This is a genomic window from Parasphingorhabdus sp. (assembly GCF_039977335.1).
Lineage (GTDB): Bacteria > Pseudomonadota > Alphaproteobacteria > Sphingomonadales > Sphingomonadaceae > Parasphingorhabdus.
Genome location: NZ_JBDWDI010000003.1, coordinates 39,094 through 64,428 on the forward strand (window position 1 = coordinate 39,094; position 25,335 = coordinate 64,428).

A 25,335-nucleotide genomic window follows, 5' to 3' on the forward strand; every position below is an offset into this window, starting at 1 on the left:
TTTTTGGGGCGGGTGCATTTCTTTCCAGATTTCGAAAGCGGCCCAATATTCATGCGGGGTTGATCGCCAGAACGTTTCGGGTTTCCAGTGGAACAGGTTGGCGGAAATACCCATTAACCGGCGGCGGGTGGCGAACCCGTCACCGGCTATGTCTCCCCCGTGTCGTCGTCCTCGTCATCGTCGCTATCGACTTTCTTGGTGCCGCCTGTAACCGCTCCGGCAAGGCAAATGGCTAAGCGCGGGATGACCTTCATCATGCCTTCATCAAACATCAGTTCTCCGACACGTTCCGGCTTGACACCCATGATCGACTTGGTTTCGGTTTCCCGGCCCCAAGCACGGATGAATTCTGTCGCAACAATCGCGGCTTCCTGCATCGGCAAGGTTTGACCATCAGCATGAATGGCCAACTGCATCAGCGATTGGCCAGTCAGTTCTTCGATTTTCGAACACGCCTGATAGCTCGGGCGAAGAACATAATCTTCACCCGCCAGCGTCAGAACGACTTCGCCGCGTTCAGACGTCGCTGTCATTGACGTTCTCGCCTTCGTTCGAAGGTGCCGGGATCAATGACCGCAATTGTGCCATGACCTTGCTATGGGCATTGGCATCAATCAGCCGCGCCATTTCCGGCATGGCTAACTTGTCAGCATTTTCACACAGGGCGATAGCGACCGTTGCAACAAGCCCTTTCTGGCCGTTTTGTCCAATGATCGACAGGCATTCCGAAACGGAACATCCTGTCGCTTCAGACAAAGTTTTGTTGGCTTCTTCGGCCGACAGCTTCTTGAAAGCCATCGCCCCTTCGCCAACGACGATAGCAGCGGTTTTTTCCTTCTGCTTCATGACAACGTGTCAACCGTTGGCGCGGCTTCTAGGCTAAGCTGGAAGTTCGCCTTAACAACGTCATTCTGCCCGAATGTGTCGTCAAAATTGCCGATATACATGGAAGCTTGGAACACCACGTCAGCAGGATCGGCACCGCTGGAACCACCTTTGCGGATTTGGAAGTTCACCGGATCGCTACCCTTGGACAGTGTTTCAAGCCGGGTATAACCATCAACGTCAGGCAGATCGGGGATGATAGCACAATCAATCGTCAGTGTTTTCAGCCCTTGGGCACTGGTGCCATAGGGGAAATTGTCTTTGGTGCTGGTTTCAATTGACGCTGATGCACGGTTGCGGGACATATCCTGTTGTCCCTTGATTTCGTTATATGTTCCCGGCGTGGAGCTTTCAATCCACAGCCGATAGTCATTGCTTAGTCTCTTGCCCATTTTAATATCTCCTATGGGGGTTCAGGCGGCAAGCGCCAGAACGGTGAAAAATGAAGTTCCAAGGTAGGTTTCGCCGTCTTCCAACAATTCGGCGCGTGAACTGGTTCGATAGCAGGTGATGTTGAACCCGCCTTCGGACAGCGTCACTTCGTTTAGCGTGGCATAAATCCGCGCTTGTTCATCTGTGACCGACTTGCGTTCTTCGCCCTGATAGACGGTCAAAATCTGTAGGTTTATGCGGGCATCGTCATCCGACTTAACGGCAAAGCTGTTTTCATCCATATCGCCGATAATGTTCAGCGGCAGTGCCGTGTCTTGCGGGACATGCTGGAACACTGGCCAAACTGGCGCACCATCCCGCAAAGCTTCGTAGATCGCTTTTTCGGCGGCGTTCAAGGCTTCGGACATTAGCTTCCCCTATCTGCGCGCCGTAATATTCTGTCCCAGATACCGGTTAGTTTGGGCTGTATTTCAGGACGAATGAGCTTACCGGCACCGGTTACAAATCCGCTGCCTTTGATCGCCTTGACCCTGATTGTGTAGTTGCTTGTGGTGCCATCTTTCTTCCGACGCGTGGCCTTGCGCAGTCCGCCACGGCGGCCGTAGTTCAAAATATAGCCGTAAAACAATTTGCCGCGCACCGATGGCGATCCAATAACGCCAACACTCAGGTTCAATGCCCGGCGCAAAACCTTGTACTTAATGCCCCGTGACAACGCGCCAGTGCGAAACGGCGTTCTAAGCTTGATCAGATTTCGAAGACGCGGGCCAGTGTCTTCCAAAACATCGGCAATTTCTTCTTTTGTTACATCATCAACATTGTTCAAAAGCCGCCGAAACGATTGGACGGCTTTGCGATAGGACCGGTTTGCCGTCACGGCGTTGTACCGCTTTCACAAAGCAGCAACTGATAGCCCCTATTCTTCCGATCAGGCATGGCAGAAACGATATCCAGCTTCATGTCATCCATTTCGTGCCAGACGATGCGATCCTTCGCTGTTGCGCCAATCTCACGTATGGTGACACGCCAGCGGTTGACGCTGCGTTCAACGGATGCGTTCATCGCTTCATTGCCGGACTGGCCTTCAATTTCTGCAAAGACTGTTGCGACTGCTTGCCAGCCTCTGGTCCAGCCACCTTGACCATTTGGTGTGCGGGTTTCGCGCTCCAATGTGACGCGTTCCCGCATATTACCGATCCGCATTTGCCTAGCCTACAGACGGAATAAGAAAATGTTCGAGCAGCGCGTCAACCGACAGTTCAAGCTCTTTTGAAATGGTTCCAACAGCTACCGCGCCGCGATTGTCGTCCCAATGCGCAACCAACAACAAAATGACATGCCTCAAATCTTCCGGCAAGTCGGCAATAGCCGCGCCATAACCAAATGTTGCGTCAATCTCGATAGCGTCTAACCGCCGTGATTGTAGTTCCGGCCACGTTTTTTCTGGCGACGGGACAATGCGTGTCTGAAACTCTCCGATAGAAACTTGATATTCTGTACTGCCAAGCAAGGTACGGGTGCCGTCAGAAGCATAATAGTGTACGGTATCAACAGAAACGACGGGACGCTTTCTAAGCGTCAACACGCCATTTTCTGGCCAGCAATCCTTGGTGATCTTCAGGCTTCGATTTAGTAAAACCTGATTGGTTTCCCTTTCAATATATTTGACCGCCGCACCAATATAGCCTGTCAACAAAACGTCTTGTTCGTTCGAAGCGCCAATGCGCAACTGTTCCTTGGCCATGCCCAGAAACGCCGCATAAGGATCGCTGGGCGTTGGTGTAGGTGTTGGCGTGGGAGTGCCGCCACTGGATAACAGCGCCGTGACCAAAAGATGCGTAATCATGTCAGCCTCTTTCTGGAATGGGAACCAAACGCGGCTCTGCTTTATTGTTCCAATGATCGTGCTTCATGCCAGTGCCGTTTCCAAAATCACCATTGGAACAGTTACGAAAATCATTGATCGCGCCGGAAATCAGCGCATTTTTCGCATCTTCATCCCATGCTTCAAAGAAATCCATATGCATCGAACCACCGCGCGGTGTCCCGGCCATTTCATCGCTGGACAGGCGGAATTGCGACATGTCATCTTCGGGCAAAATCGTATGTTTGCGAATGAATGTAATTTGCGGGATCAGCGTATTGATTGGTGCGACAGCTTTTTGCTTCCAGTCTGTATGCGCCCCAAATTCAAGATTGCCGACATGCGACCGATGATCCGGGCTGTCCAGATTTTCACCATCCCAAAGTGACGGGCCGGTAACGGCAAAATAAAGCGCTGTAATCTGATCGCGTGGTACTTCGGCTAGCAAGGCTTCCAAGTCGGGATATGTGCCACCAACATTGGCTTTGACATAGGGTTTGCCGGTAACCGGCCCGCCGTTCATTGTGTGACCGACTATGAACCGCAAGCCGTTTGGCATCTGAATAGGCTCGGCGCCCCATTGTTCTATGATCGGATCATCGGAGGGGCGCTGCTTGTAATAGACCGTGCCATAGTCACCGCGAAGAACATGATGATCGTCGTAGAACAGCGCTGGTAACCAATAGGACGAACGGTTCAGCCGGTTCATGGCATTGCTGTCACCGGTTGTGCGAAGGCTTTCATAGGTTGAAAAGGCATCAGCACCGAAGTTGCCGAAAAACTCGTGCAAATGGGCCTTGCCCGGTTGCCCCGGATAAACAATAGGATCGTCAAACAGCAGATGCGATGACGGCACATTCATTCGAAAGGCGCCAACAACATCGCTGGAATTCTTGGGCGCTTCTGAACGCGGCTCATAAAGCGGCTGTGTGTCGAAATTCGAAGCTATGGTTGGCAACGGGTGCTTGATAAACGTGCCTTCTGGCGCCGGGTGATCAGGATGTTCATGACCCGGATCATCTTCATTGCCTTCGTCCGGCGGACATTCGCAAGGTTCTTCACCTGTTTTCGGGCACGCCAATAATTCACGCGCCAGATCGAGCCGCCGCATCCCACCGTCAATATAATTGTTACCAGCTTTGATCAGCAATTCGCCTTCACGGCGCAGATCATGTGCCTGTTCTTTTGTCGCGCCCGCCATAGGGGTTTTGGCGATTTCGTCATAAGGGGTGTTCATCATGTTCCCTTCGACTAGGATGCAGGGGCAAGGTTCAAAATCAGTGCAGCGGGCCGGGCGGTTGTTCCGGTGTTAATCACCATAGGACCGTCGGCCTCCCTGACGAACACGGCGATAGTGTCTCCGCCAGCGTCTCGCGCCAGCGAAACGCGCGTCAATCCTGCCGAATTTGCTGTTGGCTCGGCATTGGGGAAGCCGCCAGCCACAACCAGAACAGTGCGCCCCCCAGCGGGCACGACAGCGGAACCAACATCCCACGTATCGTTGTTCGCTGGCGTGTTGTTGAAGAACCTGTCCACATAAGAGGTCGAAACAGGAACCGGATTTAACCCCGTCATGCCGAGGTTTACAAAGCTGATGTCGCCGCGCTGGCTGCTCCAATCGATAAAGACGTTGCCGGTCGTATCAATCGCGCTGTTCCAATTCCACAATTCTATCGGTTGTTCAGCGACAGTAGCGGCCACGAAGTCGGCCAAGTTGCTGTCAACGGATATGGTGTAGCCTGTCCTGCGCGGTGCATAATCATGATAGGCGATCAACAAATTTTGCCCGGTGGTTATGGGTACGCTTCCAACGTCATACTCGCCCCAATTGGGAACAGCTTGGTTCATGATTGAGAAATTTTGATTGAACGCGATCCCGGCGGCTACCGGCGCAGTGACATCAATATCCAGATTGAAAATCGGCCCATAGGTCCAGATGCTGTCGCGGATTTGAATTTGCATTTCGTGCAACCGTTCGGTTAGCGTGCCGGGGGCAACTTCAACAATCGACGGCGCATCGAACGTTCCGCCAACGTCAAATAATGCTGCATCTGGGCCGCCAGTTATTTCCACAGCACCATATCTCGACGGATAGGAAAGCCCTTCATGGACAATATTGATATTCGCAGCCTGCCCCAAAATAACGCCCTGATTGGCATTGCTGGTGATGGCTGGAATATACATGCTGCCTTGGTTCATCGCATGGAACAGCGCAGCAAAATCTGCACCATAGGTGATGTTTTCGGCGCGTGTAGGATGCAGGTTATCAGGATTAGCGGTTGGAAAAAATGGCTGAACGACACCGCACAATATGCGCTTGGATGCTGCAAACTCACAATCAAGGCGGCGCTGGTTGGATGTACCGCTGGCGCCATCGGCGGCCGATGACGAAAGAATAATTGGCGTTGTATTATCGACAAAGTTGAAATTTGCGCGGACATAATCGATCAAGAGAGGCCATAACAGCTCGCGCTCGGGTTGTGTGGCCACAGCATTAGACGTCAGCAAGATAGCAACGCCAGCGCATCTGCAATTCGGGTCTTCCGCTTTGTAAAGCGCCATGGCTGCGTTATGCGCATCCCTAGCGACGATCAGATCAGGTCCGGGTGTTTGTGGGTTCCATCCAACCGCCAAGGATGATCCGCCAAATGCGGCGGGTATCAGTCCAGTCGGTTTGCCCGTCAACGTGTTGTAATCGATTAGCAGCTTTTCCATGGGGCTGACCCGTCCGGGACCGGCATTTTCACGGAACCAAAGCGGTCCCGCAACATCGGTTAATTGCTGATAATCTGGCCTGCCACTGTTCTGGACATAGACACGGGCATTTGTCGGCACTGGTTCATCAACGGTTCGCTCACTGTCGAGATTACCACGACCAGCGGCTAGGCTGTCGCCAAGTATCGTGAAGATTTCGCGGGAAACTATTGGCGCTGGAACGGATTTAACAGTGCCTTGTTGACCGATCCGGCCAACGCTCCCCGGTACAATCAGCATGTTAGGCGACCGTGATAATGTTTAATACACCGTCTTCGGTGTCTCGAATGGCTGCGATAAATTGGCCGGACGTAATCTTCAGATGGAATTTTTCGCCATCTTCAAGCGGAATGTCAGCCGCCGTAGCATTGACAGTGTTATCACCAACTTTGATGAAACAACGCTTGGAAGCATGGACCAAAACTTCGGTGGCCACGATACCAGCGGCCGTCCGCGAAGATGCGGCGACCGAGTTAACCGCCGGAACATTTGCCCCATAGGCGCGTGTCCCGATTGTGCCCATTGCCGTCAGCAGTTCATCCAACTTGCTGTCAGTCGCGGCGCCGGAAAGGGCCGTAACGATAGCCGCTAACCCGGTATCGGTAGCATTGTCAGCAAGCAATGTTTCAAGACCATCAACGGCCGTTTTTATCGCCGTCAATTCGACAATGGCGCTATCTTGCCGCGTCGCTGTTGCGCCGTCAGCCTGATTAACTGCGAGTGTCCCGCCCAGCGCTGTCACAATGGCCGCTAATTGGGTAATGGCGTCATCCTGCTTGGCTTCGGTCGCTTTGCCGGACAAAGCGTCCACAGCGGCCTTCAGGCGGCCCAAAATGGTGTTTGCGGCGGGATTTGCTGTGACAAGCCCAACAGCGTCCGCGCCTGCTTCATCGGTGATCAGGTTTTTCGCAAATTGGACGCCGCCAATATCTTTACTGGCGAAATCGACGCCGCTAGCCGGGGCTTGAAAATTATCAGGCATTTTCGAATTCCTTCTGTAATCGCCAGATTGGAAAAAGTACGGCCGCCGCTAAGGGACGGCGACCGTTTCAGGTGAACTGGAAAGTCGTTATTTTGCGGCGCGGCCTGCGATAATCGCGTCAATCAACGGGCCTTTGTTAAGACCTTCATCAACTTCGATTTCTTCGGTTTTCGCCAGTTCGAACAATTTGTCCTTGTTCAACTTTTCAAGTTCAGCGCGCACCGGATCGGCGGGCGGTTCATCTTCCTTCGCTTTTTTGGTTTTGGCAGGTTCAGCGATCTTGCGTTTAACAAGATCATCAGCGACGCCCTTTTCAAAACCCGCCGTTTCACCTTCATTATAAAGCGAACCGACTGTGTGAGGCATCAAGAACTTGACCGCTACAAGCTTAGTCATGGGAAATTCCCTTCAATTGTGTTGGATGGATTGAGGATAAACGGGGCAGAAACACCGCCCCGTTTATTCGGATGAGATTATGATCCCCAAGTAACGCCAGTCAGGACAGCAAAGGCCGTGTCATAACGGACTTGTGTGTCATGCTCTTCGATCAAGCGAATAACTGTTTCGTCATTGCTGAACGCCGCGCGCATTGTTCCGCCGTCATCATATGCGGCGACGTCGGAAGCAGCCAACGTGACATTGTAAGTGTCACCGATCATGAACTGAGCAAAATCACCAAAATAGATTTCACTTTCGTCCGTGCCCACGCCAAGATTATCTGGAACCGAAGTCGTGACACCAATTGGATAAATACCCAAGCGGCCTTCTGCGATTTCTGGATAGACCTTGTTACCATTGCCATCACGCAAGGTTTCAAGGAAAATCATGGTGCGCGGTGACATGATCCAACCGGCTTGGGTCATCGGAATATTGCCGTTCAGAACACGAAGACGCAAAGAAGCCAGTTCAGCATCAACAACAGCTAGCGTTGCCGCTCCAGAAGCTGGAACCACATTACCCGCTGCAATCAAATTACGCAGACCAGTTGGTGCGGTCGCGGAACCTACGCCGCGAAGGAACTGTTGATCTTCCTTCACCGAAACACTCTCGACCAGATCGTCACGAACCATAGCATCAACGCCCATGCTTGCACGGCGGATCAACGAATTCGAGATTGGAACAAGAGCGCGCAGATATTTCGCCGTCATGTTGATCGTGTCAACTTCGACGCCGGTTGCTGGCGCTGGTGTACGCTCACCAACATAGCCCGCTGTCGTGCTAGAGGTTTTCCGACGCGTGGTCAGATTTCCGTCCGGCATTGGAACAGAACGCGCTCCAAGTTTGCGAATAACAACCTGTGGACGAAGAACGTCAATGAAGTCCCTACTATATGCCGTGTCAACAAGGAAACCACCCTTTGTGTTGGTTGATTGCTCCATGTTGGCAACGATCTGGCCAGTTTCATCGCCATAGGCTTTCTGGGCAAAATCGGCAGCGGCCCGCTGGTCCATTTCGGAAGCAGCAAGGGACTGAGTGATCCGGCCCATCATGACACCCGGCTCCAGCTTTTCCTTGACCGTGGCAGGGGCAAGATTGCCGCCACCATTGGCGTTTGGAACAGTGACAGGCATCGCGGCCGAAGATTTCATAGCCAACAATTCTTCTTCACGCTTGATTTGCGCTTGAAGCCCTTCAGCCTTGGCTTTCAGTTCGTCAAAAGACGTCTGTTCTTCAGCCGTGAGGTCACGGGGTTCCGGTTCGGCAGTATCGTCATCAGCGTTAGCGACAACAGCGCCTTCGATGATTTCATCCATAGCGACAAGAACGGCCGCCAGCGATGTTTTTAGCGCAGTGATACGCATAGTCTGTTCTCCTAGTTTAGAGGTTTGAAGCAGCGCGTAGTTGCGCAACTTCGTTAGAAAGCGCCGCAGCGGCCCGCCGTGGCGTTACTGTTCGGGCAGGTTTGGAAAGCCGATTTAGGACCGCTTCAAGGCCGCCTGCCTCGACTTGATCCACCAATCCTGCTTCTTTCGCTTGCCTTCCAGTGAGTATGCCGCCCGCGCCGAAATCTTGCTTCACTGTTGAAACAGAAACCCCTCGGCCACGAGCAACGTCTTTTAGGAAGATTTCTTCAATGCCATCCAACATCGCTCGAATATTGGCCTGACCTTCTTCCGTCGTGATATCGACACGCTTGTTCGGCGCGTTCGAACTTATGATGTTTATGTCGCGGCAACCGTCACTGTCGGTTTCCTCTTGGTGGCGACCGCCAACCATCACACCGATTGAACCAGCGCGACCGGTCGGATCAATCGTCAGTTTCTTGCATTGTGAACCAACCCAATAACCACCGCTGGCGCAGTCTCCCGTGATATGTCCATGGACGGGGATTTTCGAACTTGCGATCATATCTGCGAAAGATCGAATGTCCGTTACGTGACCACCGGGCGTGTCGAAAACCATCAAGATTGCGTGGACTTCAGGAACCTCGCTAATGGCGCGAAAATCCTTTGCCAGCGTATCTAAGGAGGTCAACGGCGCACTGACATTAGGCCCGGAACCACGGGGTATCAGCGGCCCGAATACTGGCATACTAGCCACACCATTTCGGAACATTACAGTTTTGGTGCTGGTCAACGGGCTTCCCATTTGTGCCAAAGCAGAAATGTATCGCTGTTCATGACCATCAGCTTCGACGTGCGCCAAGGACGGGTGATCAATCGCCCGCATTGCAATTGCTTCAATAGCGTCGAGGTATTCAGGCATAATTGCCCATGGCTGCGAACGGATCGCGGCCAAAATCCGGTTATTCATCGGTTCATTCCTCTTTTGGCTGAACAGGTTGTGTGGGGTTTGGCTCACCTGAAACCGCCATGTTGGCAGGGCGCCAGCGCTGCGACCCGGCGGGGCCGCCAATTTCGTTCATGTTTTCGCGATTTCGAATTTCGTCTGCGCTCAAGACACCCGTTTCACGGGCTGATTTGTAAGCTTCCCAGCGTGTCTTCACGTCACCTTTCAGCAACGCATCCGGCATGAATTCGTAAAAATGGCCTTCTTCAGCAAAGTAATGTGTCGCCGCACCGGAAACCCGTTCGTAGTGCGGCATCATGCAGTAAAGTATGAATTCAAGGCTTTGCTGTTCGATGTTTGAAAATGTCGCTTTGGATAGTTCATAAACAAGATGTGGCGGGACACCGAAAGCGCGCGCAACTTCAACAACATTGAACGAACGAACTTCGACAAACTGGCTATCACGATTGGAAGCGCCAAGGGTTTCGGCTTCCATTTCCTGATCAAGAACAGCAACTTCACCCGCTTTTCGAGTGCCGCCGAACATCGCCTTCCAATCAAGCTTGAATTTGTTTTTGACTTCAGGGTCCATTTTTCCCTTGGCCTTCAACAACGTTGCAGGCTGGGCATTATTTTCCCAGAAATGGCGGGCATATTCTCCAGCGGCAACCGCCGAACCAAGCATATCATCCAGAAGCTTGACGCGGTTAATGCCCATTAAACCGTCGCGGCTAAATCCCGGAACGAACCAGATATCAGCGCGGGTAAAGCGCCCGTTACTTCCATCAGGAAGTTGTGCGTCATAAAATATTTCAAGGCCGTCTGTGCGATCCCATTGCTTCGCCTGATTTATTCCGTTTGGGTTTAATCGTGAAAGCGATTTGGGCTGAAACATTGCGTCCCGGTGCACATAGCTACCGAAACCACCGGTCAACAGCATGTCACCCAGCATGACTTCTTTGAACAGAAACGGCGACTGAACGTCGTTTGGGCGGTCATGGAACAACTTGTAAAGCGGCGATTTCTCGACACGCTCTTTGCCATTTCCAACCCGCTTGTAGTATACCATCGGCGTCATGGCGAAAACGCCGGTTAGAACTTCCAAGGCGCGAAGAACCGCTGGCAATCCCAAGGCACTCTGTTCGTTTACTGCTACACGGCTTCCACTCTTGCCAGTGATTGACCAATAGGTTTCACTGCTTTCGTCGGTTAGTCCGCTAGAAGCAGAAACGGTGCCGGATGAAATGGCGCTGTCTGCCAGCAACCAATTTGCGAAAGCCGAACGAAGTCCCATTACAGACCTGTGTGCTCGACGTCCGCATGGCCGTCTTCTTCTTCAACAGCCACCAACGGCGCGATTGCGTTTATCATAGCGTCCACCCCGTCTATTTTGTTGGCGCTGTCCTTACTTTCCTTCTTCGGAATGATCGTGCCGTTGATGTGGCGCGTGACCACGGCATTCGATACCATCCAAGTCAGAACAGGATTTCCGTCATGTCCAATGTGAACCGAAGGGTCTTTAGCGCGAACACGCGCTTCCAATTCCTTCGCCGGGTTCGTGACATTTGCAGCCGACTTGTGCAGCACGACCGCAATAGGATCGTCAGGCGTCCCCAAATCTTCATTCAAATTGACCGCCATTTGCTGGGCGGCCGCGAACTGATCAAAAGTAATCTTCCGAACCGACTGCGTTGCGACCAGCCAACGGACAAACATTTCAACCGAATTGTGATCAACAAAATCACCCGGTGTGACCACCAAATGGCCGCGCCACTCTGTTGACAATTCGGCTAGTGGTTTGTCATTTTCGTCAAACAGATCAGGAAGCCCTTCGACTTCGTCTTCAAGCGCTGGGCCGCCATTATGGCCAGCCCAGACACCATAAGTCGATTGCCCTGTATCGCTCTGCGTTTCTCTCAATAGCGCAGCCGACGGAATGAAAAATATCGGCTTGATTATAATCTTTTCGTCTTCGTACTGACCAATCAGCGTCAACGCTGTGATATCGTCCTTGTCTGCAAGGTCGGCACCGATAGTGCATTCCAATCCTTGGAAATCCGACCAGTCCAGATCAGATATTTCCGCCTTGTTCCATTGATCGACAGACAGCCATGCGCTTGCCGCATTCAGCCAGACATTCAGACGCTTGGTAAGAAACTCGCCAAGGGATGCTGGGCTGGCCTTCGCCTCAATTGCATATCCGCGAAGTTCAGCCGGATCGACAGCCGCGCCCAATAGCGGATTGGCCTTTCCCCATGTCCGCTCGTCAAAGGGATCGTCGCCTTCATCCATTGTGAAGACAATGCCGAAATAGTGATCAGCCTCGACGGTGCCCTTCAGTATCTTTTCAAGTAACGTGCGCTGTTCGTAGCAAACCCCGCGAACATCATATCCCGCCGTCGTGATCATCCACATTAGCGGCTGTTTGCGCGCACCAAATGCAGACCTAATAACGTCAAATAGACCGCGATCCTTATGCGCGTGAAGCTCGTCCAATATTCCAACATAAGGGTTCCAACCATCTTGCGTAGATGAATTGGAATTGATCGGTTGAACCGTTCCCCCGTTGTCTGCGCATGTTATCGATCTCGCCCAAGCCTTCAGACCAAAGGCTTCGCGAAGCGGGGATGTTCGATCCACCATAAGCTTAGCCGGTTTGAAAACCTTGTCCGCCTGTGCTCCGGTTGTGGCTCCGACGATAATCTCCGGTCCAAGTTCGCCTTCGCAAGTCAAACAGTACAGCGCCACCCCGGCGGTAAAGGTTGATTTTCCGTTCTTCCGTGCAACCTCGATATAGGCACGGGTGAAGCGGCGGCGATCATCAGACTTGCGACGAAATCCAAAAACGTTGACCAGAATAAAAATCTGTGCCGGTTCTAAAGTTATGGCCGGATCATCCCACGATCCCTGCACGTGCGGGAGCAGTTCAATGAACCCGCATACATCGTCTGCATGCCACTCGCTGAAATAGTAACTACACTTTTTTTGTCTGGCCTTCTTCAAATCATTCAAGAACCGTTTGGCTGTCAGCCTAACAAGTTCGCAATGATCTTTCCGCCAGCGATCTTTTACCGCCGCCTTGGCGTAATCAATCGCGATGCGGACATATTCGCTATCCGGCGCGGCGGCCTTTGTTCGCGAACGGGTTGTCTGTTTTCGCGCCACCCTGTTTCGCTCCGATCCGCGAACGCGGACCCGCTATGCCTAGCAGTTCACGCATACGCCTAAGTTCTGTCAGGTATGAAGCGGGCGGCGGCTCGTTTGCCAGAAAGGCTGCACGCGCACTGGCTTCCAATGCGCAATATGTAGCAAGCAATGAACTATCGAATTCCGTGACACCGGCAACCATGACCCGCCCAATTTCTTCAAGCCAAACATCTTGCGCCGCTGGCAAAAGGTAATCCGGCATTACGGGTGCATCGTCTGTGGCAATCATTTGAATGGCTTTTCCGCCATCCCGATCTTTGCGCAATGTCCCGCGTTTTTGCTTGGTTGCTGGTGTCTGTGGCTTAGGTCCGCGCTTCATCTAAACACCTATTTGGTTCGATCATATCAAACCCCCAACCATTAGGGGCACCCCCTCCCCAGAAATTTTATTATGACCCGCAATTTTAATTTGACCGCGCAAAAATCCTACTAACCGCGCGGTTTTGAAACCCACAGGTGGTAGGGATTTGACCTCCCCCCTACTACCTGTGGGTTCTCGCTCTGCGGGTGTGCTTTCGCTGGGGCTTCACGACCTGATCACCCGACCATGGCGTGTAGTTCCACCACCATTGATCGACGATTGCTTCCGAGTTGCCGGGGCGGCGCTCACCGTTCGCTTCGTCCTTTGTTATCCTTGCCTTACAAACGCTAGCCGGTGTCAGCATGACAACAACATCAGCGCCAAGTGTTTCAGACCACCAGCGCCGTCGCTCCGACTGCGCGTCACTAACTATGATCCACGCCTTCGAATAGTTTGTGGCGCTGGTCATCAGCCTTCCGATTGCCTTGTTTCGCTCCTGAAGCACAGCCTTGACCTGTGGTCCGGACAACATCTGATGAACGCGTTGTCCATCCGATTTGAATAAGTTCGCCGCGATCTGATCAAAGCAGATCACACAGTCACTATCACCTGCATGATCATTAACGTAGCTCGATTTACCCGAACCGGGCGGGCCGGTAACGATAGTGACTGGTATCACCGAACGGCAAAGCCAAGGCGGGTGTGCCATTGGATTGCTGGCCAACCTGTGATCCATCGCCTTGCCAGTGTTGCCTTCTTCGGCTGTCTTGGCCTTATGGCAGTCAATACAGATCGACTGAAGATTGCCTTCGTCATCACTGCCACCCCATTCCTTCGGGATGATATGGTCAACCTCTCTTGCCAGTGTCGTAACACCATTGCGCAAGCATGGCTGACACAATCCCTTGTCACGGCGTAGGATGAACGCGCGTAGCTTCCGCCATGCCCAGCCATAGCCACGTTCATGCGCGCTCTTGCGGCCTTTCTTGGACCAGCCGGAACGCTTCTTGCCTTTGGGATTGGTGAATGAAGGAGGACGCTTAGCCATCTTTCATCTGCTTCAGACGCAGACCTAAGCGCTGACAGATCAGTACCATGTCCCTGTACGTTGTCAACCTGCTTTTTCCAATTCGATATCATGCACGCCAACACGCGGACCAATGCCAGCCAACAGATAGTTGGCCGCGATCTTGAACGCGCTGCTAGCCTTGCGTCGCGCACGGTCAACAGACACCGACGCATAGACGCCGCGGCCTATCGCTTCGAAGGTATCACCATCAACCATGACACCGTCAAAGGCTGGCAACAGATCGGGCGGAATAAAGGACCGTGCCCAGTCGATATCGGATCGTGCTTCCATTGCTGCTAGATTGGTTGTGATATGTGGATGTGCTGTACCGATGCCACCACCGCTATTGTCGATCCCGCATTTGATCAGGCCAGACGCCGCAAGAGACTGCTTTTCGTCATACCATTCCAACACCTTGAACACATTGTGATCAAACACCTTGGATCGATAGAGCGTCTCGAAATGCGCAACACGGCGCACGGCCTTATGCTGGCGCAGCTTTCCGCGCACCACAACTTCACCGTGCGGATTGGGCACGCTATCAACCTTGTGATCATATCTTTTGCCTTGGACGGCGGGAATGTCCGCCTGCACGATCAATGGATGAACGCTTCCTTTCGACGATCCGGCCGACGCCTTCTTCCCGCGCTTCTTCTTTCCCTTTAGCTTAGGTTCCGGCGGCGCTGACAAGGACTTTGACCAGATACCCTTCTGTTCCTGCCTGCGCTTCAATTTTTCTGCCTGTTCCTGTTCCTTGCGTTCGCTCTTGCACTTGGAACAGATATCCTCTTTTCGCCTCGGATTGCGGCGAAGGACGGTCCGGCAGGATTTGCAGATCGGTTGATCGTCTAACTTAACAGCGTTCATTGGCCTTCCTTCAACAATTCGAGTAATTCTGCTTCCCAAACGGCTTCGATGATCTTGGCTTGCCATCGGGCTAACCAAACCCCTTCGATCACCACCTGTTCAAATGGATCGACCCCGGCGGCGATGCATATTCCAATCGCTGCGCTTGCTTTCTCTGAAAACTGATTAACACTCTGAGCTTCCGTCGCTGCCTGATTGAGGTTCATTGGCTGGCCTTTCGGTCTAGTCTTTCGATTTCAGCAACTATCAGTGCGCCAGCACGGACGAGGTTTTCGCGATAGGATTTCGGCTTCCACCAAGTATGGTTCCACGGCCAAAACGATACTTTTTGTTTTTTTCCGTTGTTAAATTCCAACTTTACGCCGGTATCTCCCATGGCATAACAGGCAGCCGCTTGCGCCAATTCTTTCTTCGTATGAACGTCATCATGCTCTAGTGTAAAACCCTCGAACGCTATCTGTCGGCGTCGCTCATTCCATACATCTCGCATTGCTTTAGAATTAGTCATTGTTCTTCCTTCTCGATTTCAAACTTAATCCCGGTGAACGCACCACCGATCACCATCCGCGCCAGTTCTGCCAGCCGATCCGCATAGCGTTCCTTGATCCAGCCGGACGCAAATTCACTTGCTGAAATGATTTCCAATTCCCCGCGTGGCGACACAACCAGCGCGCTATGGTCAAACCACTTGTCATAGATCGCTGCGCCCAGTGCAGTGCGCAGCTTCTTCCTGATCGCTGATGATCGCGGGTCTTCCCTGCCCTGTGCCTTGACCGGCTGCGACCGGCGCGCTGGACCAGCCGAGTTGCCGGAAGACGAACCAGCGGGCGCCAACCGGGCAAAGCTAACACCATGCTTTGCGTCCCGCATGACCTTGGGATGATCGCTGATCAGCCACTTGCACAGGGCCGCTTCCCAGTTCTTCTTTCGCCCCATTGGTCGTTCTTCGGACAGCCAGTGCAGCCGGAAAGTCTCGCAAACAGCTTCATAGGCACCGGGCGGCCATTGGCTGACAAGCGATATGGTTTTATCCGGCAAGCTGGTTATCGGCAGCGGCTCCCAGTCATCGGGCAGGCGGTGCGGTTTGACCGGTTCGTCCTTCCCCTCTTCCAAATCATCTTCTTCCAAAGGGGGTGCACCAGCTTTAGCTGGTAAAGGGGTTATCTTGTCTCCTAATCGGGTGACACCATTGTCACCCCCTCCCCTGTCAGATTGACACCCCCCGGTGACAGATTGTCGTGGGGGGGGTGACATATTGTCATGGGGGTATTTTCGGGTGCGCTTTGAAGACTTTTTCCTGTTCGCGGCGGCATAATCGGGCTTCTCATAGCCAACCAATTCAAACGCATTTGCACCCTGCCCGCCATCCGGTCGGTGCCGCTCTACACGCCTGATCAGCTTCAGGTCATGTTCCAACCGCGCGACATGGCGTTGGACTGTGCGCGGATCACCACCGATCACGTCCGCTATATCCTTGTTGGCACGGAACTTTACATAACCATCAGGATCAGCCCAGTTACACAGTTCGTTCAGCACAGCCTTGGTGGTAATGTGCCCAACGTCCTGTTCCTTTGCCCATGCTTGCGTTTCTTGGCTCATGACGTGCGCCCTTCATCAAAAGCATGAAGCCAATCTATTGATTGCATTTCTACACGGGAATGCGGCGGGTCATAACAATGGTGATCCACTTCAAATGCTTCCGACCGGCCGCGAAGTGAGATTTCAGAGCGCGTTAGCGGAACGAATTGAACTGATTTGGGGTCGCGGCCCAAGTGAAAAAGAATACCACGACAGTAATCCGCCATACGCATTGACCGAAGAATGAAATAACCGCCGTCTGGTACTCTTTTCAAACTTCGTGTCGTGCGCCCGGTGCCTCGATTTGGATCAATCATAGTCATACTCCCAAACCATCGGGTCCATTGAAAACGGGACATAAAGCGGGTGACGGGGAAAGCCGTGCTTGGTGAGGCCCAGACAATGGAGCTCTACGCCGTCTACTGCCAGCATCCGGCAAACATGCAGATCACGGCATTCAAAACCGCCGTCGGTTCCCCAACCCGCGATATGCTGGCGACTGAGGCGAACAGCCAGCCGGATTGCTGCGTCATTATGGCGGCCAACCGGATCGATATGGCGCTTCATGACCTTGGGATGCGTGGCGCGAAACGCGAACAGGTTCCAACCCAGCCAGCCGCCAACATCCCATTGGCGCATATTCATCCCGCGCTTGGTGCAGCGAGTAGCGGTTGGATCAGTGCTGTCATGACCGGCCGTGGACGGGTTCAGCATGCCAAAGGACAGAAATTGATTGTGTGGCGACCATATGCGCCAGATCAGAAGCCGATACCGGCGACAGGAACTGTAGACAGCGCCCATGCCTGTCAGGACGTCGTGATAGAAGTCCAGTTGATTATGTTCCGCCCACTTTCGGATTTCTTCAATGGCGGACGAGCAGGAAGGTGCGCGGATGTTCATGCGATCAATCCTTTCCGCCGACATTTTTCTTCAATTTGTTCGCGCGACTTAATGGCGCGGCCGTACATGATCATATTGCCTTTCGCGCTTGGCTTGCCATCGGCTGTGCAGCGATAGACAGCGCAGCGATCATGCCCTGCTAGGTCGCTCATCATCAGGTCCAGCTTTGATCGCTTGGCGACCTTCATGGCTGGTTTATTGAACGCGGTATGATTGGCAGGTTTCGGCACTATGCCATTGCGCTTGCAATATTTGACTATCGTGCCGGGTGAACGACCAAGATGCGTCGCAATCTGTCTCGTCGTGCGCGTTTTTGCCAGCCGTTTGACCATGTCTTTTTCATCTTCGGTAAACGGGACGCGCTGGACGGTTACAACGCCCGCTTCGCCTATCCAGCGTCTTATCGTCCAACTACTCGCGTGGTAATGCGCCTTCAGTTGATCCCGGTTCATATTCTCGGCCATTTCGGCAAAGTCAGCGGGCAATGGGGGTGGTGTGTTCGTCATTTCAATTCCCTGAAATCGATATCGGGGAACAGCGCGCGGAATATTGCACGGCGAAGCGGCCAAGCGTTGTCGTTATAACCGCCCTTGGTGTCTTCAACGACCGTCTTGCCATTCTCTTTATATTGAAAGTCCGCACGATATCCGACACGGCGGCCGTTTTCGTGCAAGACTTGTTCGCCGTCGATTACGAACCAAAATTGCGGCTGGTTCTGAAGATCGCTGATTGCGTTTCCGCGTTGCAGCATGTGCAGTTCATTGCACCGGCGCGCTTCTTTGCGGCTGTCATGCTTGTGCCCGTGCTGGCAATCAGTCTTCTTCGCGCCATATTTGTTGCCCTTCTTCGTGGGCGCATCAAATGGTGAAACAGTTTCGCCGGCCGGTCTTGTTACGCACTTGGGCTGACGGGCAGGCTTGGCAAATGGTGACTTCATAGCGCGCCGCCGTGCATCTGGTCGCGAACATGCTTGGGAAGGCCGCGTGCCTTGTCTGGATAACGCATCGCACGGCCGAACTGACTTGCCGCATCATGCAATTTCCTATCAACACCGCTGTTACATGGTCCTTTCATCTGGACCGGACGGATTGTCGGGATCGACATATATTCCACGGTCGCCACGCGCTTTCCGTCTTTGCGTGCGGAATAGATATTGCACCGGCCGCGTTCGATATCGCGGTAAAAGCTGGCGACACAGTGTTTCATCGCCTTGCCTTCAATCACAAGGGCGCGAAGTGAACGCAGCGCATGAAAGTCATAGCCGCCGATAGACACTAAGTCCGGGAACCGACCGTAATCGATTTCAGCGTCATAGGTTCCGTCGTTGATCTTATCTATGTCGGCATTGGCAAGGGCTTCATGCCATGCCTGTGTTTCTGAGATTATGCGATCCCACGTCCAACGGGTGCTGAATTCATCTTTGTTGCAAACCAGATAGTCAGCGACTTCGGACGGGCCTACATGCTGGTTTTGGGTTCGTCCCGGCCGCGCCAATGCAAACATCGCCCAGCGAAGCAACGCCGCGTCTGCCCCGGTATCACCGCGAAATTTCAGCATATTCCAAAAGCTGTGCAGATCGCCCAGCCAGTTCGTGTGCCGAACCGGATCATCTGGTATGCTTTGCGCCATTGATGATGGATCAACCAGCCGCGATATGTCTTGCAGGATATTCCAAACACCCGGACGAATGGCATTGGCGGATATGGCGCGCAACGGATAGGCGACACGGGCCTTTTCCATGATCTTCTTCAGCTTTAACCCGTTCTCCATCATGGGTCCGAAGTTCATGGCGATATAGGCGCGATCCGCCTTGCTTTGGGTCTTACCACCAAAGGATGCGGCCAAGGCCAACACGGGCGCTGTTTCCAGATATTCTATGGCGTGCGGGTGCAATGCTGCCAACAGCGTGGCGGCACGGTGCATTCCCTGATTGGGGAATAACTGTTGCGCACGCGCGACGCTTTCCGGCACCCAGCTTTCATTCACCAAGAACGTGGCCGGAACAAAGTCTTTGCCCAATACCTGAAGGTGGTTCTTCGCCGTCATTTCAGACCCGCATCGGCATTAGAACGACAAAAAATTCTGTGTCCGACGGATCGCGGATCAGCGTTGGACCGGAAACCTGCAAAAATTGATCAGGGCCGTTTGTGTCTTCCGACGGTTCTTCCATTTCCAACGCAACTTCATCGCCCTTGAAGCTGTTCAACGCTTCCAGCAGATACTTGCCATTAAAGCCAACTATCATGCCGTCACAATTATGGTCGCATTCAATCGCGAAGGTCGCTTTGCCATCAAGATCGCCCATGGCCTTCGACAGCGTCACCTTTCCTTCGGTGAAGTTCAATGACAGCGCTGGCGTGAACCTAGTTGTACATGCGCTGCCGACAGATAGGACGGCTTGACGAAGTGACCGGATCGAAGCAGTGACCTTGCGCGGTACGTCCGTAGGAATGACGCGGCTATAGTCGGGATAGGTGTCGTCGATCAGCTTGCCATGAAATTCGACGTCCAGATCAGCGACCTTGCCCGTTATCGAACAGCGGGACGCATAGCGACTAACAGGTGCGGTCGTTGCCTCGCGGTTTGGCTGGGAACCACCGCCCAGTTTCATTTTTATTGCATCTTTCGACTTGCTCAAATGCCTGTTAACCGCTGCAATGAATTGGCGCGGAAGGATCACGTCACTGGGAAGCTCACCCTTCGATCCGGGAAGCGGGACGTCGATCACCATTAGTCTGTGGCCGTCAGTCGCTGCAAAGCGATAGGTCCAATCGTCATCCATCTTCTTCATGTTGACGCCGTTCAGATAATAGCGACATTCGTCTTTCGAGATAGCGGGGAAGACACGGGATATCTGGTCGATGACGGCGCCAGAAAGGTCAGTTTGAAACTGATCATCAGAGACTTGCGCACCGTTACCGGGGAAGTCTGTCGGCGCCATGCGATTGTTCTGGCATATATGCAATTCGCCAGCCGTGATCAGCAACGAATGATCAATGCCCCTGCCCTGTATCTTTGGCGGACCTTTGATCTGCAACGATACTTGCTTGCCGCCAGCCGCGCCGATTGCCGACATGACTTGTTTCGGATCACAGATCAGGAATTCTTCGTTCTTTCCGCCTTCACCGGGCAACGTGGCAACGCACGTCATGTCAAGGTCGTTCGTTTCCAGCCGCAATCCACCGTTCAAGCGCGCTTTTACTGTGCTGAGAATGGGAATAGTTGGCCGTTTTACGCGTGCAGCCTCGACAATATTCATCGCAGTTTTCAACTGCCGTAGTTCAACTTGCATTTGATTTTCCTTGCAATATTTCAAGCGGCGGCAAGCCCAGTTGCTTGCGCATATCCGCTGTTGTTTTGATGATAAGACGCTGTTCGGGTGTCTGGCGGATGACGCAGAACCGGCCGCGCCGGTCACGGGCGCGATAAGGCTGGGATTTACTGTAAAGGCCCAGATTGCCGGTTATGTTGCCAGCCGCGCCCATTATGCCGCGTCGTCGCCCATCAATTCCTTGTTGCGCGTGTGCGTGAAAGGAATGATATCGGGATCGACATAGTGTTTTTTAGCCGTGGACATGCGTGCTTCGATCACCATGATCGGCTTGTCAGGCCATTGCTCGCGGGCTTCCGCAATCGCGGCATCACGGGTTTCACACCCTCCAACGCTATAAACGCCTTCGCATTCGACGTCTTCTTCAAGGCCCGCATACCATTCCCAGCCGGTCATCAGCCCAGCCCCAGCGCCGATTTATACACGTTTAATATGGCTTCCATTTCCTGACGGTCATGGGTTTCCATCTTGCGCAACCGGACGATCTGGCGCATGATTTTGGCGTCAAATCCTGTGCTTTTCGCTTCGGAATAAACGTCGCGGATATCGTCTGAAATCCCCTTCTTTTCTTCTTCTAGCCGTTCAATCCGTTCGATATACTGGCGCAATTGTTCTTCGCTGACATTGGCTTCAGCCATGTTTCATTCTCCATTTGAGGCCCAGACGGGCGGTTGTTCCTAAGCGAACGGCAAGCGCATCAATGCGTCGTGCCTCCCTCCGCTATGGATTGCAGTTGTGGAATGAGCGCCGCCGCATCAGTTGCGAACTGCGCCTTTTCGGTATGCTTCAAAACACCGTCTTCCAGATATTCATTACCGTTCGCGACCAGCCGCGCGGATTGCGACAGCACCTTGCGAACATTGACTATGTCGGCGGTTTCCAACGGTGCAGCGCTAAACCCAATGACACGGGCAATCCGTGCAAAGGCTTCAGGCGGCAAGACAGAGAAAACGCGAAGCATCACGTCGATAGGCATCAATGATCCGCCTGCTTCGACATATGAACGCAACTTGCGTTCTTCATCGCCCGTTGCTTCGGCCAGATCGGCGAACGAAAGACGCTTTCCATGACCAACATACATGCGCAGCGTATCTGCGATCCGTGCCTTTACGTTCTCGGTGGTAATCTCGGGCATCATTTCCATAGCAAATCCCCGGAAAACTGGGCATTATGCCTATATGGAAACACAGAAACTAAGGCACGACGGGACTGGGAGGGATTATTGTCCCGCCGTGCGTGCGACCCTGCACAGCGGGGTAAACTGCGCAAGTCGGAAAGAAATTGAACAAGACCGGTCATGCCACCGCCTGTTCGCTATGGGGGCAATCTACTTCTGTGCAGCCGTTGACTGCCGGGTCATTGGTCCGGCGTTCACAAAGCGCGCAAAGAACAGGACTGGACGGACGGCTAAACTGCTTCCAGTGGACAGTTTTTCCAAGCTTTCTGGCCGCTTCAATTATGGCAGGCCAATAGTCTGATGGAATACTCTCACGATTACGCCACTGGCGCACAGTACCGCCCGACTGCCCAATATCAGCAGCCATCGCTTCAGCGTTATGGTTCCATACGGCATAGATTGGTTTTAGATGTGACATGCGTTTATAATACATTATGTATTATGTACGTCAATACCTATTGTATTATCTTGATAGCTATCAACACGTTATGAGCGACTCGAAAGCAGCAAGACTGAAACAGGCCCGCGAAGAAGCTGGCTACGAAACAGCATCTAGCGCAGCCGATGCATTTGGCTGGAACAAATCTGCATATATTCACCATGAGAATGGCACGCGATCAGTTACCATTGACGCTGCCAAGAAATATGCCCGCGCCTTCCGGGTAAATACGGGTTGGCTTTTGGATTTAGATAATGTCCATATTCGCGGGAACAAAAATGATGATGACAGATTGGTCAAGGTGACTGGTAGTGTCGCCGCTGGAGTTTGGACAGAAACTTCAGAATGGCCAGAAGCGGAACAGTTTGAAATTCTAGTTAGCCCCTCCCCTTTTCCTAAGGCGCGCCGGTTTGGTTTGAGGGTTGACGGCTTTTCTATGGATCAGGTTTTTCCAGACGGTACAATCTTGGATTGCGTGTCAATCTTTGATATCGAGATGGAACCAGAGAACGGCGATCTTGTTATCGTCGAACGCGTCAGGAGTGACGGAATGCACGAATTGACTGTGAAAGAATTTGAACGTGGAGACGAGGGAAGAACTTGGTTGCTTCCGCGATCAACCAAACCCGAATTCCAAACCCCTATCGAAATTGGAATTCCCGATATTGAACATAGTGGCGACGATCAAATTCAAGTGATCGCTTATGTTGTAGGTAGTTATCAACCGCGTATCGGCAGGTTCATGCGATGATTTCAATTCGAATTTCAATAGCTATGGCCTGCACTTCTCTGTTTCTTGCAGGCTGCAAGCAAATGGAGAAAGAAGCATCAACTGAAACTGATATCTCTGATAAAGCAACTTCTCAGGGTGAATGGGATGTCAGCAAAATTCCAATTCTGGTTGAAAAAAGCTGGAAAGAAATCTGTCCAAAAACATACCCGACAGATTACACGCTGCAAGATGCCTGTCGTCGGAATATGATTGAAGGTTCTGAAACATTGGAAGCTGCTATAGCCGACCATCCTGACGATCAAGTGCTGAAAGCCGCGATGATAGATTGCTTAGAGCAGCATAGTAATGGCGGGACTGATCTAATCGATTTTTCCTTCGCTGGCTCCTGTATCCGCTCCCATTTGGAAGCCCGGTCAAACATGAAGTCGAAGAATTAATACATTTTGTATTGACTTAGTAATACATTTCGTATTATATAGTTCCCATAGCCGGGATGATCCGGCGTGGGAAAAGCTATGTTACCGAAAAACTATGAAGACACAGATCATTATCGTCGGATCGCCAGACTGAACCAGCCGCCACCGGCTGAAGACGACACCTATTCTATCATCGTGGAACATGTGACGCGGCTATTTGCCGTGTCTGTGATCCTTATGAACGTCGTGCTGATCGCCGCACCGCAATTGCGCGCTTGGCTGGCGACGGCACTATCATGAACGGCCGCGCAATAGATGACTTGCCGCGCCTGTCCCCCTCTCAAATGGAGCATTTAGCTTGGCAGGGAACCCCGGTTTCCGGTTCCAAATATACCGAAGAACAGCACGAAGTCATGAAGGCGGAAAGGCCGAACTGGTCTTACTTCCGCAACGTTGAAATCAAGCTGGGACCAGCCGACGCCAGCGCATTGACGAACCCCGATCAATTCACCGTGGCACATTGCCCGGTCATTGCTTGGACAAACGAAAAGAACCGCTGGCTGATCATAACACCGGGCGGCGACAAGAAATGGATCAAGGGAGAGTTTTCGGAATGACGGAACAAGAAAACAGAATTTATGCAGCGGACCTATTGCACCGTGCGGGCGTGCCATTTGATCCTAGTGACGTGTCTAGGGCCGCTAAGGTCATTGAACTGGTTGAACAGGATGTAAGCAAATTGGTTGCGCGTGAGGTACGCGGTTACAAATATACATGCCGTAGGTTGCTGCACGGCATTGCTTCTGGCGAACACCGGACGCAAGCGGAACCAGCCGTTGCAGGATCACCGGGCGGCGCCGACGCTAAAGGCAAACCCGTTTCCAATTTGAAGGCAGGTGTCTAATGGCTGACACTTGCATTATGTTGGCGTCTGGTGCGCTGTTTGACTTTCTGGAACCAGAAGCTTCCGACTTCACGCTAAACGATATTGCGCACGGCCTTGGCCGCGTGTGCCGCTTTGCTGGCCAGTCCAGTAGCTTCTATTCGGTGGCGGAACATTGCTTTCATGTGGCGCGATTGGTGCCGGTGGAACATGCACGGGCGGCTTTGCTGCATGACGCATCCGAAGCCTTCCTTGGCGACGTTACCCGGCCGCTAAAGTCCCTATTGCCGGACTATAAAAAGATTGAAGAACGCGTGGAAGATGCAATTGCCAAACGGTTTTTGCCGGGTTTCAACACCGAAGCACCACGCGAAATGTTCAGGCACCCGCTGATTAAACAGGCTGACATTGCGATGTGCGTTGCCGAAGCCAAACAACTTATGCCCGAAACAAACCGTTTCTGGACCGATCAAAGCGACGCGGTGAAATCCCAATTCCCGGCCGACTGGGACCGCGCGACAAGCGCCCGTCTAAATATGGACAAGCCGGAATATGCCACCGCCAAATGGCTGCGCGCATGGAACCGCTACGGCCATTGGGAACTGGAACTTCAGGAGCAGGGAGAGGCAGCGTGAACGACCATGACGGATATGTAATCTGCAAACACTGCAACGGCATCGGCTGTCAGAAGTGCAATCAAAAGGGCGCTGTCCCCATGTTCGCCCGCCGCATTCGCCTGTTTGCCCGCCGAGAACCATTGGCCGTTGCCCTTGGCGCCGCCGCTCTGATCTGCGTCGCGATCTGGTTTACTATCGTGGTGCATTGG

General features: G+C 52.8%; 38 protein-coding genes. 6 read left to right on the forward strand and 32 right to left on the reverse strand.

Annotation, left to right across the window (positions count from 1 at the left end; all coding sequences use genetic code 11):
- Positions 1–146 precede the first annotated feature (146 nt).
- The 31 genes from ABJM21_RS05905 to ABJM21_RS06055 all read right to left on the reverse strand — a co-directional run bounded on the left by ABJM21_RS05905 (position 147) and on the right by ABJM21_RS06055 (position 22,456).
- Positions 147–533 (reverse strand): hypothetical protein, encoded by a 387-nt coding sequence (locus ABJM21_RS05905; RefSeq protein WP_348302343.1) that lies wholly within the window; start codon positions 531–533, stop codon positions 147–149.
- On the reverse strand, positions 517–846 hold the full coding sequence (locus tag ABJM21_RS05910; RefSeq protein WP_348302342.1) for a hypothetical protein: 330 nt from the start codon (positions 844–846) through the stop codon (positions 517–519). The genes ABJM21_RS05905 and ABJM21_RS05910 overlap by 17 nt, the downstream gene beginning before the upstream one ends.
- On the reverse strand, positions 843–1,277 hold the full coding sequence (locus tag ABJM21_RS05915; protein ID WP_348302341.1) for a hypothetical protein: 435 nt from the start codon (positions 1,275–1,277) through the stop codon (positions 843–845). The genes ABJM21_RS05910 and ABJM21_RS05915 overlap by 4 nt, the downstream gene beginning before the upstream one ends.
- A 21-nt stretch (positions 1,278–1,298) precedes the next feature.
- Positions 1,299–1,685 carry a hypothetical protein gene (locus ABJM21_RS05920; RefSeq protein WP_348302340.1) on the reverse strand — a complete coding sequence of 129 codons (387 nt, stop codon included), beginning with the start codon at positions 1,683–1,685 and terminating at the stop codon, positions 1,299–1,301.
- Positions 1,685–2,155, reverse strand: coding sequence for an HK97 gp10 family phage protein (locus tag ABJM21_RS05925; protein WP_348302339.1), 471 nt, complete (start codon positions 2,153–2,155; stop codon positions 1,685–1,687). Before ABJM21_RS05925 ends, ABJM21_RS05920 begins: the two co-directional genes overlap by 1 nt.
- Positions 2,152–2,481 (reverse strand): phage head closure protein, encoded by a 330-nt coding sequence (locus tag ABJM21_RS05930; RefSeq protein ID WP_348302338.1) that lies wholly within the window; start codon positions 2,479–2,481, stop codon positions 2,152–2,154. The genes ABJM21_RS05925 and ABJM21_RS05930 overlap by 4 nt, the downstream gene beginning before the upstream one ends.
- Before the next feature lie 4 nt (positions 2,482–2,485).
- A complete protein-coding gene (locus tag ABJM21_RS05935; protein ID WP_348302337.1) occupies positions 2,486–3,124 on the reverse strand; it encodes a phage head-tail connector protein in 639 nt (212 codons plus the stop codon).
- 1 nt (position 3,125) lies between these two features.
- On the reverse strand, positions 3,126–4,379 hold the full coding sequence (locus ABJM21_RS05940) for a DUF1996 domain-containing protein (protein ID WP_348382216.1): 1,254 nt from the start codon (positions 4,377–4,379) through the stop codon (positions 3,126–3,128).
- A gap of 14 nt (positions 4,380–4,393) precedes the next feature.
- Complete coding sequence (locus ABJM21_RS05945; protein ID WP_348302335.1) at positions 4,394–6,136, reverse strand: hypothetical protein; 1,743 nt, start codon at positions 6,134–6,136, stop codon at positions 4,394–4,396.
- A 1-nt stretch (position 6,137) separates the two neighbouring features.
- Positions 6,138–6,878: a hypothetical protein gene (locus ABJM21_RS05950; RefSeq protein ID WP_348302334.1), complete on the reverse strand. Its 741-nt coding sequence runs from the start codon at positions 6,876–6,878 to the stop codon at positions 6,138–6,140.
- A gap of 87 nt (positions 6,879–6,965) precedes the next feature.
- Positions 6,966–7,274: a hypothetical protein gene (locus ABJM21_RS05955; RefSeq protein ID WP_348302333.1), complete on the reverse strand. Its 309-nt coding sequence runs from the start codon at positions 7,272–7,274 to the stop codon at positions 6,966–6,968.
- A gap of 77 nt (positions 7,275–7,351) precedes the next feature.
- Entirely contained in the window at positions 7,352–8,680 is a 1,329-nt protein-coding gene (locus ABJM21_RS05960; protein WP_348302332.1) for a phage major capsid protein, read from the reverse strand.
- A gap of 16 nt (positions 8,681–8,696) precedes the next feature.
- Positions 8,697–9,632: a S49 family peptidase gene (locus tag ABJM21_RS05965; RefSeq protein WP_348302331.1), complete on the reverse strand. Its 936-nt coding sequence runs from the start codon at positions 9,630–9,632 to the stop codon at positions 8,697–8,699.
- A gap of 4 nt (positions 9,633–9,636) precedes the next feature.
- Positions 9,637–10,902 carry a phage portal protein gene (locus tag ABJM21_RS05970; protein ID WP_348302330.1) on the reverse strand — a complete coding sequence of 422 codons (1,266 nt, stop codon included), beginning with the start codon at positions 10,900–10,902 and terminating at the stop codon, positions 9,637–9,639.
- Complete coding sequence (locus ABJM21_RS05975; RefSeq protein ID WP_348302329.1) at positions 10,902–12,773, reverse strand: terminase TerL endonuclease subunit; 1,872 nt, start codon at positions 12,771–12,773, stop codon at positions 10,902–10,904. The genes ABJM21_RS05970 and ABJM21_RS05975 overlap by 1 nt, the downstream gene beginning before the upstream one ends.
- Entirely contained in the window at positions 12,721–13,134 is a 414-nt protein-coding gene (locus tag ABJM21_RS05980; RefSeq protein ID WP_348302328.1) for a hypothetical protein, read from the reverse strand. The genes ABJM21_RS05975 and ABJM21_RS05980 overlap by 53 nt, the downstream gene beginning before the upstream one ends.
- Before the next feature lie 163 nt (positions 13,135–13,297).
- The gene (locus tag ABJM21_RS05985; RefSeq protein WP_348302327.1) at positions 13,298–14,164 is read right to left on the reverse strand and encodes an HNH endonuclease; all 867 of its coding nucleotides are present in this window, start codon (positions 14,162–14,164) and stop codon (positions 13,298–13,300) included.
- A 63-nt stretch (positions 14,165–14,227) separates the two neighbouring features.
- Positions 14,228–15,052 carry a hypothetical protein gene (locus ABJM21_RS05990; protein ID WP_348302326.1) on the reverse strand — a complete coding sequence of 275 codons (825 nt, stop codon included), beginning with the start codon at positions 15,050–15,052 and terminating at the stop codon, positions 14,228–14,230.
- A complete protein-coding gene (locus ABJM21_RS05995; RefSeq protein WP_348302325.1) occupies positions 15,049–15,258 on the reverse strand; it encodes a hypothetical protein in 210 nt (69 codons plus the stop codon). Before ABJM21_RS05995 ends, ABJM21_RS05990 begins: the two co-directional genes overlap by 4 nt.
- Positions 15,255–15,560 (reverse strand): hypothetical protein, encoded by a 306-nt coding sequence (locus tag ABJM21_RS06000; RefSeq protein ID WP_348302324.1) that lies wholly within the window; start codon positions 15,558–15,560, stop codon positions 15,255–15,257. Before ABJM21_RS06000 ends, ABJM21_RS05995 begins: the two co-directional genes overlap by 4 nt.
- A complete protein-coding gene (locus ABJM21_RS06005) occupies positions 15,557–16,651 on the reverse strand; it encodes a DnaA N-terminal domain-containing protein (protein WP_348302323.1) in 1,095 nt (364 codons plus the stop codon). The genes ABJM21_RS06000 and ABJM21_RS06005 overlap by 4 nt, the downstream gene beginning before the upstream one ends.
- A gap of 288 nt (positions 16,652–16,939) precedes the next feature.
- Positions 16,940–17,530 (reverse strand): DUF1643 domain-containing protein, encoded by a 591-nt coding sequence (locus tag ABJM21_RS06010; protein WP_348302322.1) that lies wholly within the window; start codon positions 17,528–17,530, stop codon positions 16,940–16,942.
- The gene (locus tag ABJM21_RS06015; RefSeq protein ID WP_348302321.1) at positions 17,527–18,036 is read right to left on the reverse strand and encodes a hypothetical protein; all 510 of its coding nucleotides are present in this window, start codon (positions 18,034–18,036) and stop codon (positions 17,527–17,529) included. The genes ABJM21_RS06010 and ABJM21_RS06015 overlap by 4 nt, the downstream gene beginning before the upstream one ends.
- A complete protein-coding gene (locus tag ABJM21_RS06020; RefSeq protein ID WP_348302320.1) occupies positions 18,033–18,467 on the reverse strand; it encodes a DUF1064 domain-containing protein in 435 nt (144 codons plus the stop codon). The genes ABJM21_RS06015 and ABJM21_RS06020 overlap by 4 nt, the downstream gene beginning before the upstream one ends.
- Complete coding sequence (locus ABJM21_RS06025; RefSeq protein ID WP_348302319.1) at positions 18,464–19,576, reverse strand: PcfJ domain-containing protein; 1,113 nt, start codon at positions 19,574–19,576, stop codon at positions 18,464–18,466. The genes ABJM21_RS06020 and ABJM21_RS06025 overlap by 4 nt, the downstream gene beginning before the upstream one ends.
- A 1-nt stretch (position 19,577) precedes the next feature.
- Positions 19,578–20,822 (reverse strand): DNA polymerase III subunit beta, encoded by a 1,245-nt coding sequence (locus ABJM21_RS06030; protein WP_348302318.1) that lies wholly within the window; start codon positions 20,820–20,822, stop codon positions 19,578–19,580.
- The gene (locus ABJM21_RS06035) at positions 20,812–21,015 is read right to left on the reverse strand and encodes a hypothetical protein (RefSeq protein WP_348302317.1); all 204 of its coding nucleotides are present in this window, start codon (positions 21,013–21,015) and stop codon (positions 20,812–20,814) included. The genes ABJM21_RS06030 and ABJM21_RS06035 overlap by 11 nt, the downstream gene beginning before the upstream one ends.
- The gene (locus ABJM21_RS06040) at positions 21,015–21,257 is read right to left on the reverse strand and encodes a hypothetical protein (RefSeq protein ID WP_348302316.1); all 243 of its coding nucleotides are present in this window, start codon (positions 21,255–21,257) and stop codon (positions 21,015–21,017) included. Before ABJM21_RS06040 ends, ABJM21_RS06035 begins: the two co-directional genes overlap by 1 nt.
- On the reverse strand, positions 21,257–21,499 hold the full coding sequence (locus tag ABJM21_RS06045; protein WP_348302315.1) for a DUF2312 domain-containing protein: 243 nt from the start codon (positions 21,497–21,499) through the stop codon (positions 21,257–21,259). Before ABJM21_RS06045 ends, ABJM21_RS06040 begins: the two co-directional genes overlap by 1 nt.
- A gap of 59 nt (positions 21,500–21,558) precedes the next feature.
- Positions 21,559–22,005: a hypothetical protein gene (locus ABJM21_RS06050; protein ID WP_348302314.1), complete on the reverse strand. Its 447-nt coding sequence runs from the start codon at positions 22,003–22,005 to the stop codon at positions 21,559–21,561.
- Between the two features lie 151 nt (positions 22,006–22,156).
- Positions 22,157–22,456 (reverse strand): hypothetical protein, encoded by a 300-nt coding sequence (locus ABJM21_RS06055; RefSeq protein WP_348302313.1) that lies wholly within the window; start codon positions 22,454–22,456, stop codon positions 22,157–22,159.
- Positions 22,457–22,472: 16 nt separating this feature from the next.
- Here ABJM21_RS06055 and ABJM21_RS06060 point away from each other — a divergent pair, with 16 nt between their 5' ends.
- The 6 genes from ABJM21_RS06060 (at position 22,473) to ABJM21_RS06085 (ending at position 25,144) form a co-directional block, all read left to right on the forward strand.
- On the forward strand, positions 22,473–23,228 hold the full coding sequence (locus ABJM21_RS06060; protein WP_348302312.1) for an XRE family transcriptional regulator: 756 nt from the start codon (positions 22,473–22,475) through the stop codon (positions 23,226–23,228).
- Between the two features lie 62 nt (positions 23,229–23,290).
- Complete coding sequence (locus ABJM21_RS06065; protein WP_348302311.1) at positions 23,291–23,647, forward strand: hypothetical protein; 357 nt, start codon at positions 23,291–23,293, stop codon at positions 23,645–23,647.
- Between the two features lie 78 nt (positions 23,648–23,725).
- Positions 23,726–23,926: a hypothetical protein gene (locus tag ABJM21_RS06070; RefSeq protein ID WP_348302310.1), complete on the forward strand. Its 201-nt coding sequence runs from the start codon at positions 23,726–23,728 to the stop codon at positions 23,924–23,926.
- Entirely contained in the window at positions 23,923–24,243 is a 321-nt protein-coding gene (locus ABJM21_RS06075) for a hypothetical protein (RefSeq protein WP_348302309.1), read from the forward strand. The genes ABJM21_RS06070 and ABJM21_RS06075 overlap by 4 nt, the downstream gene beginning before the upstream one ends.
- Positions 24,240–24,530, forward strand: coding sequence for a hypothetical protein (locus ABJM21_RS06080; RefSeq protein WP_348302308.1), 291 nt, complete (start codon positions 24,240–24,242; stop codon positions 24,528–24,530). The genes ABJM21_RS06075 and ABJM21_RS06080 overlap by 4 nt, the downstream gene beginning before the upstream one ends.
- A complete protein-coding gene (locus ABJM21_RS06085; RefSeq protein ID WP_348302307.1) occupies positions 24,530–25,144 on the forward strand; it encodes a YfbR-like 5'-deoxynucleotidase in 615 nt (204 codons plus the stop codon). Before ABJM21_RS06080 ends, ABJM21_RS06085 begins: the two co-directional genes overlap by 1 nt.
- Here the strand turns inward: ABJM21_RS06085 and ABJM21_RS06090 are convergent.
- The gene (locus tag ABJM21_RS06090; protein ID WP_348302306.1) at positions 25,120–25,332 is read right to left on the reverse strand and encodes a hypothetical protein; all 213 of its coding nucleotides are present in this window, start codon (positions 25,330–25,332) and stop codon (positions 25,120–25,122) included. The genes ABJM21_RS06085 and ABJM21_RS06090 overlap by 25 nt on opposite strands.
- Positions 25,333–25,335: the final 3 nt, after the last annotated feature.

Bases quoted from the DNA above. Each gene is read 5' to 3' on its own strand.
- ABJM21_RS05905 (WP_348302343.1), bottom strand. From the start codon at position 533: ATGACAGCGACGTCTGAACGCGGCGAAGTCGTTCTGACGCTGGCGGGT.
- ABJM21_RS05910 (WP_348302342.1), bottom strand. From the start codon at position 846: ATGAAGCAGAAGGAAAAAACCGCTGCTATCGTCGTTGGCGAAGGGGCG.
- ABJM21_RS05915 (WP_348302341.1), bottom strand. From the start codon at position 1,277: ATGGGCAAGAGACTAAGCAATGACTATCGGCTGTGGATTGAAAGCTCC.
- ABJM21_RS05920 (WP_348302340.1), bottom strand. From the start codon at position 1,685: ATGTCCGAAGCCTTGAACGCCGCCGAAAAAGCGATCTACGAAGCTTTG.
- ABJM21_RS05930 (WP_348302338.1), bottom strand. From the start codon at position 2,481: ATGCGGATCGGTAATATGCGGGAACGCGTCACATTGGAGCGCGAAACC.
- ABJM21_RS05935 (WP_348302337.1), bottom strand. From the start codon at position 3,124: ATGATTACGCATCTTTTGGTCACGGCGCTGTTATCCAGTGGCGGCACT.
- ABJM21_RS05940 (WP_348382216.1), bottom strand. From the start codon at position 4,379: ATGAACACCCCTTATGACGAAATCGCCAAAACCCCTATGGCGGGCGCG.
- ABJM21_RS05945 (WP_348302335.1), bottom strand. From the start codon at position 6,136: ATGCTGATTGTACCGGGGAGCGTTGGCCGGATCGGTCAACAAGGCACT.
- ABJM21_RS05950 (WP_348302334.1), bottom strand. From the start codon at position 6,878: ATGCCTGATAATTTTCAAGCCCCGGCTAGCGGCGTCGATTTCGCCAGT.
- ABJM21_RS05955 (WP_348302333.1), bottom strand. From the start codon at position 7,274: ATGACTAAGCTTGTAGCGGTCAAGTTCTTGATGCCTCACACAGTCGGT.
- ABJM21_RS05960 (WP_348302332.1), bottom strand. From the start codon at position 8,680: ATGCGTATCACTGCGCTAAAAACATCGCTGGCGGCCGTTCTTGTCGCT.
- ABJM21_RS05965 (WP_348302331.1), bottom strand. From the start codon at position 9,632: ATGAATAACCGGATTTTGGCCGCGATCCGTTCGCAGCCATGGGCAATT.
- ABJM21_RS05970 (WP_348302330.1), bottom strand. From the start codon at position 10,902: ATGGGACTTCGTTCGGCTTTCGCAAATTGGTTGCTGGCAGACAGCGCC.
- ABJM21_RS05980 (WP_348302328.1), bottom strand. From the start codon at position 13,134: ATGAAGCGCGGACCTAAGCCACAGACACCAGCAACCAAGCAAAAACGC.
- ABJM21_RS05985 (WP_348302327.1), bottom strand. From the start codon at position 14,164: ATGGCTAAGCGTCCTCCTTCATTCACCAATCCCAAAGGCAAGAAGCGT.
- ABJM21_RS05990 (WP_348302326.1), bottom strand. From the start codon at position 15,052: ATGAACGCTGTTAAGTTAGACGATCAACCGATCTGCAAATCCTGCCGG.
- ABJM21_RS05995 (WP_348302325.1), bottom strand. From the start codon at position 15,258: ATGAACCTCAATCAGGCAGCGACGGAAGCTCAGAGTGTTAATCAGTTT.
- ABJM21_RS06000 (WP_348302324.1), bottom strand. From the start codon at position 15,560: ATGACTAATTCTAAAGCAATGCGAGATGTATGGAATGAGCGACGCCGA.
- ABJM21_RS06005 (WP_348302323.1), bottom strand. From the start codon at position 16,651: ATGAGCCAAGAAACGCAAGCATGGGCAAAGGAACAGGACGTTGGGCAC.
- ABJM21_RS06010 (WP_348302322.1), bottom strand. From the start codon at position 17,530: ATGAACATCCGCGCACCTTCCTGCTCGTCCGCCATTGAAGAAATCCGA.
- ABJM21_RS06015 (WP_348302321.1), bottom strand. From the start codon at position 18,036: ATGACGAACACACCACCCCCATTGCCCGCTGACTTTGCCGAAATGGCC.
- ABJM21_RS06020 (WP_348302320.1), bottom strand. From the start codon at position 18,467: ATGAAGTCACCATTTGCCAAGCCTGCCCGTCAGCCCAAGTGCGTAACA.
- ABJM21_RS06025 (WP_348302319.1), bottom strand. From the start codon at position 19,576: ATGACGGCGAAGAACCACCTTCAGGTATTGGGCAAAGACTTTGTTCCG.
- ABJM21_RS06030 (WP_348302318.1), bottom strand. From the start codon at position 20,822: ATGCAAGTTGAACTACGGCAGTTGAAAACTGCGATGAATATTGTCGAG.
- ABJM21_RS06035 (WP_348302317.1), bottom strand. From the start codon at position 21,015: ATGGGCGCGGCTGGCAACATAACCGGCAATCTGGGCCTTTACAGTAAA.
- ABJM21_RS06040 (WP_348302316.1), bottom strand. From the start codon at position 21,257: ATGACCGGCTGGGAATGGTATGCGGGCCTTGAAGAAGACGTCGAATGC.
- ABJM21_RS06045 (WP_348302315.1), bottom strand. From the start codon at position 21,499: ATGGCTGAAGCCAATGTCAGCGAAGAACAATTGCGCCAGTATATCGAA.
- ABJM21_RS06050 (WP_348302314.1), bottom strand. From the start codon at position 22,005: ATGGAAATGATGCCCGAGATTACCACCGAGAACGTAAAGGCACGGATC.
- ABJM21_RS06055 (WP_348302313.1), bottom strand. From the start codon at position 22,456: ATGTCACATCTAAAACCAATCTATGCCGTATGGAACCATAACGCTGAA.
- ABJM21_RS06060 (WP_348302312.1), top strand. From the start codon at position 22,473: ATGTATTATGTACGTCAATACCTATTGTATTATCTTGATAGCTATCAA.
- ABJM21_RS06065 (WP_348302311.1), top strand. From the start codon at position 23,291: ATGGAGAAAGAAGCATCAACTGAAACTGATATCTCTGATAAAGCAACT.
- ABJM21_RS06070 (WP_348302310.1), top strand. From the start codon at position 23,726: ATGTTACCGAAAAACTATGAAGACACAGATCATTATCGTCGGATCGCC.
- ABJM21_RS06075 (WP_348302309.1), top strand. From the start codon at position 23,923: ATGAACGGCCGCGCAATAGATGACTTGCCGCGCCTGTCCCCCTCTCAA.
- ABJM21_RS06080 (WP_348302308.1), top strand. From the start codon at position 24,240: ATGACGGAACAAGAAAACAGAATTTATGCAGCGGACCTATTGCACCGT.
- ABJM21_RS06085 (WP_348302307.1), top strand. From the start codon at position 24,530: ATGGCTGACACTTGCATTATGTTGGCGTCTGGTGCGCTGTTTGACTTT.
- ABJM21_RS06090 (WP_348302306.1), bottom strand. From the start codon at position 25,332: ATGCACCACGATAGTAAACCAGATCGCGACGCAGATCAGAGCGGCGGC.